This is a genomic window from Candidatus Proelusimicrobium excrementi, assembly GCF_937881865.1.
Classification (GTDB): domain Bacteria; phylum Elusimicrobiota; class Elusimicrobia; order Elusimicrobiales; family Elusimicrobiaceae; genus Proelusimicrobium; species Proelusimicrobium excrementi.
Genome location: NZ_CALGEO010000132.1, coordinates 1 through 4,662 on the forward strand (window position 1 = coordinate 1; position 4,662 = coordinate 4,662).

General features: G+C 43.5%; 6 protein-coding genes and 1 pseudogene. All 7 read left to right on the forward strand.

Annotated elements, in window-relative coordinates:
- Positions 1-533 (forward strand): annotated as a pseudogene (locus tag ACQY26_RS06295) (hypothetical protein); the annotation flags it as partial.
- A gap of 496 nt (positions 534-1,029) precedes the next feature.
- Positions 1,030-1,689 carry a hypothetical protein gene (locus ACQY26_RS06300; protein WP_428048294.1) on the forward strand — a complete coding sequence of 220 codons (660 nt, stop codon included), beginning with the start codon at positions 1,030-1,032 and terminating at the stop codon, positions 1,687-1,689.
- 223 nt (positions 1,690-1,912) lie between these two features.
- Entirely contained in the window at positions 1,913-3,136 is a 1,224-nt protein-coding gene (locus tag ACQY26_RS06305) for a phage major capsid protein (protein ID WP_428048295.1), read from the forward strand.
- A 52-nt stretch (positions 3,137-3,188) separates the two neighbouring features.
- Complete coding sequence (locus ACQY26_RS06310; protein WP_428048296.1) at positions 3,189-3,752, forward strand: phage head-tail connector protein; 564 nt, start codon at positions 3,189-3,191, stop codon at positions 3,750-3,752.
- Complete coding sequence (locus tag ACQY26_RS06315; RefSeq protein WP_428048297.1) at positions 3,749-4,084, forward strand: hypothetical protein; 336 nt, start codon at positions 3,749-3,751, stop codon at positions 4,082-4,084. Before ACQY26_RS06310 ends, ACQY26_RS06315 begins: the two co-directional genes overlap by 4 nt.
- Complete coding sequence (locus ACQY26_RS06320; RefSeq protein WP_428048298.1) at positions 4,075-4,281, forward strand: hypothetical protein; 207 nt, start codon at positions 4,075-4,077, stop codon at positions 4,279-4,281. The genes ACQY26_RS06315 and ACQY26_RS06320 overlap by 10 nt, the downstream gene beginning before the upstream one ends.
- Positions 4,282-4,369: 88 nt before the next feature.
- The coding region (locus ACQY26_RS06325) for a hypothetical protein (protein ID WP_428048299.1) at positions 4,370-4,662 on the forward strand (293 nt) is incomplete at its 3' end.

The window sequence follows — 4,662 nt, forward strand, 5'->3', positions numbered from 1 at the left end:
GCTATCATCATAAAGGAGAAAAAGAAATGAAAAGTTTAAAAAAATTATTTACAGTTATGTTACTAATCTTTGGTTTACTACTATTAGTAGGATGCGGTGAAGAAGATAATAAAACTTACAAAGTATTGCTTCCTTCAGGAACTCCATTGATGGCAGTTGGAGGATTGCTAGATGATGCTGAATTTGATTTTAAGGTTGTTAATGGACAAGATCCATTAATTTCTGGTTTTACTTCAGCTGAATACGATATGATTATTGCCCCTATTAATTTAGGAACTAAGTTTATAAGAATCGCATGCTTAACCACTCCATTTATTGCAGTCAATGTTCAAAAGATGTACGCTCTTCAATCAATTGGTAAAGGAAAAGAAGCTTTATTTTTAGGAATAGTTAGACAAGGAGTATTTGCAATTCCTTCATTAATTATCTTAACTCATTTTGTTGGTGCGATTGGAGTTATAGCTGCACCTCTAATTTCTGATGGATTAACTTTTGTAGTAACGACAATTTTATATAAAATTACATATACTTAAAATATGAAAAAATATTTTATTTCACTTTTATTTTAGCTTTGCCAGTTTTTCCTTTTGCGGAGGATTCTTGCCCGTATACTTTTGACGGATTTGTTTCACAGGTGCGGGAATATTGCGGCAATCCCGGCAATATTGATTTTTGCGTTGATTTGGCGCGCCGCCGGCTTGCATAAGAAATATTTTATCTTTAAAATACCCGGTGAATTTAAACGATATTTCAATGCGGATTTTATAGTGCATATTTCTTCTACCGGCGCACAGGAAAAAACTTTAAAGAATTGGCTTTCCTCTTACAAGCCAACATATTATCACATTAAGCAGTAATCAAAATATGTTCTTTACGCCCGGCCTATGCCGGGCTTTTTTTGTTATATCGAAGGGAAGTAGGTCTTATGTCCTAATTTTATATGGGTCTAAAAAACGGACTTATAGGTCTTAACATGAAAATCAAAAAATAGGATAATATATAAAAAGAAAAAATTAGGAGGAGCTGAAAATGAAAATAAAAACTTTAATAATAGCCGCCGCGCTTTTTGCTTTTACGCCGGCTTTGGCTTCCGCTCAAAGTTATGAGTACATGGGAAGAGAAGGCAAAGCCATGGCCGCAGGGGAAATGTTTTGGAAATGGCTTAAAGGGGATGATAAAAAAGACGAAAAACCCGTCGTTAAATCTCCCTCCGAAAAAAAGAAGGCTTCTTCCGCCGGAAAGGCGAAAGCCTCTCAGTCCGCCCCTTATTATTTAATGGGCAGAGAAGGCAAAATGATGGCTTTGGGAGAGGCTTTGCAAAGAAAGAAAAATGAAGCCGATACAAAAAATAATAACGGCAGAAAGTCTGAAAAGCAAATTATTGCTGAAGAATTAGCCGCTATTCCGGCAGCTGTAAAAACCAAATATGATTCTATGGCAAAATCAAAAGCTTTTGGTGCTTTAGTCGCCGAAGTCAAATCTTTTAAACCTTCTGCGTCAAAGAACTATTATGCGGAAAAGTATTATATTTTGCAAGCAGTAGTAAAAGTAAACGGCAAAGGTTTGGCTTCCGTCGGTTCTTTACAGGTAGCTAATGCTATTTTAACTACTACGGATAAAAACTCTTACTCATATAAAGAAGCCGCGAAGGTAAAAAAGGCTATTGAAAATTCCGGCAAAGCTTTATAATAAATCAGTTTAACCTTTAAAAAACCGCCGCTTTTCATACGGCGGTTTTTTTATGTTTTTCTTAACGGTTTCAACTTTCTTTGTTTGACATTTAGATAAGAATTTGATACATTTGTATCAGCCAATGGGAAGAGCCGTCAACCCTCGCAAGGGTTTGATGGCTCTTTTTACGTAAAAAAGCCTGAACCCTGCAAAATCTCAAAGCAATTTACAGGAGAAACGAATGGACGACATAATGACATCCATTAAAGAACTCAGGAAGACCCTCGACGGCAAAATAGAATCCTGCATTACCAAAGAAAAAGCCGAAAAACTGGTGGAAGACGTAATCAACCGCCTTCATCCTTCCGCCAGCAAGGCCGTACTTCCCTCAAGCGAAAGCGACGTTTTGGAAAGATACTCCGCCTTTAAACGCAAATCTTCCGTCGCCGGCGAAGAAAAATGGACAAGCGAATACGGTTCCAAATTCGGCAATATGAAGAACTTTCTTTTGGCCGCCAAGAACCGCAATTCCGTACTTAACGATTTCAAATCGGTCTTAAGCGAAGGCGCCGCAGGCGCTACGGGCGGCGGATATTTGGTTCCGACGGAATTTTCGGCACAGGTAATCCGCATGATGAACGAATCCAGCCCCATAATGCAAATAGCCAATATTTTGCCTATGTCTTCCTGGAAAAGGCAAATCCCCAAACAGATGACAAATCTTCAAGTCGGCTGGGTGGCGGAAAACGGAGTAAAAGGCATATCAAATCCCACTTTCGGCCAGTTGGAACAAACGGCCAAAGTTCTGGCTACAGTCATTAAATGTACTGACGAACTTATCCGCGACAGCGCGATAAATCTTACGCAGTTTCTTTCGGAACTCGTAGCCGAAGCCATGGCTTTGGAAATTGAACGCGTAGCGCTTTTGGGCGGCTCGTCCGATCCTTTTACTGGCGTTTTACACGCAAGCGGCGCGAACAAGGTGGGAATGTCCGGCGATAATGTCAGCTTTGACGATATCGCAAATTTGATTTTCAGCCTCAGCGAAGCCAACTCCAAAGACGGCGTGATAGTGCTTTCAAGGGCCGGCCTCAACAAACTTATGAAGCTTAAAGACAGCAACGGCAATTATATCTGGGCTCCGCCTTCCATGGGCAGCCCCGCCACCATTTGGAATACGCCTTACGTGGTAAGCTCCCAAATACCTAACACCGTTACCCAGGCCGGCGCGCTCAGCGGCGGGGACGCTACTATAGCGTTTTTCGGGCGTTTCAACAAAAATCTTTTAATATCCCCCAGGGAAGAAATTACGGTAAAAGTATCGCAGGACGCCGCCTCTTGGAACAGCGAAAGTTCCGGCTTGGACAGCGCCTTTATGATGGATCAAACCTGGCTGCGTTTTACCCAGGCTTTATCTATCGACGTAACTTTCGGCAGCGCGTTCAGCTACCTGATTTTTAAATAAAAAACAATTTTAAGGCGGCGCGCTAAAAACGCCGCCTTTATAAGGAGCTTTTATGAGCGATACAATCCTGCCCGCCGGCAGTTTGGACAATTTAAAAACTTATCTCCGCATATCTTCTTCGGATTCTTCCAAAGACGCGCTTTTGAACCTGCTTTTGGAATCCTGCACGCAAGCGGCGGAGGTTTATATCGGGCGTTATATAATAGCCCGCGACATAATCGAAGAACCTCATGATTTTGACGGCGTAAAAAGCCGATATCTTCAGCTTGATCAGTACCCGGTCTGCAAGATAAATTCCATAATGCAAAACGGGGAAAGTTTAGACGTCGCATCTCTTAAGGCAGATATGTACAACGGTCTTGTTAAAAAAAGTTCGCCCTGGCGCGGAGTTGTGCTGGTCAGTTACAAAGCCGGCATAGCCGCAGGTCTGGAAGACGTTCCCAAAAATATTCAGCTTGCTTTGTGGCGTTGGATAGCGTCCATTTTGTCCGAACAGGAATCCGGCGGCCTTAAAAGCGAAACTTTGGGCGATTATTCCGTCAGCTATTACGACGAGCGTCAAATACCGCCGGCTTCCGCCTTGCTCTTGGAAAGTTACAGGAAGGTTAATTTATGAGTTTTAAATCCCTTCTTAACAGAACCTGCGATATAGAGCTTGTTTCTTTGGGCGTTTGCGATGGTTTCGGCGGGCGTACGGAGGAAAAGCAAACTCTTTTCACTGCTCTTCCGTGCCGTTTAAGGACCAGAAACTCCGGCGAAAAGCGTTACAGTTCCCCGGAATATCAATACGCCACGCACTCGCTTTATTTGGAATACGTAAAACTGCCTAAGGGGCGTCTTCGCGTAAAAACAGGCGGGCTTTATTATGAGGTTTGCGGCAGAATAGAACTTGGCGGCGCGCAAAAATATCTTTGCCTTTATTTGGAGAGGAAAACCGCATGCGCTTAACTAAACCCGAAGCCGAATTTTCCCTTAAGCTGGGTTCTTTTGAAAGGTCCCTTAAAGAGGCGTTCTTCTCCGTCATGCGCCGCACCGCCCGGGAAATGGACGCGTCGCTAAAAAACTCGCTTTCGCAAACGGGCGCGGTTGTTGGCGGCAAAAGGATGAGCAGCCCCGCGCAGGATCAGTTCATCCTCCGCCTCTGAGATTCTTTCAATCCCTCCGTATACCGGGAAATGGATGAGACCGGTATTTCCGAGCTTCTCATGATCGAAGAATAAGGAGATGACATCCATGATATCCAAAGCCGTCCCCTATGAAGGGCACGATCCCTATCTCTTTCTGATCTTTGCCCAGGAAGATGCGGAGCGTCTGGCACCTCTCATTGACTGCCTGGACCGCAATAAAATCCGCATCTGGTACCACAACGGCAGTCAGGGCAATGAAAACTGGCTGGACAATATTTTAGGTACCCAGGATACAGCCAAGGAATTGGGTCCTGACGAGCTTGCCGTGCAGGCTGCCGGTCTTACCCATCCCGATGTTCTGGAACTTGAAAAAATTCTCTCAGAGGACTGGGATTCCAT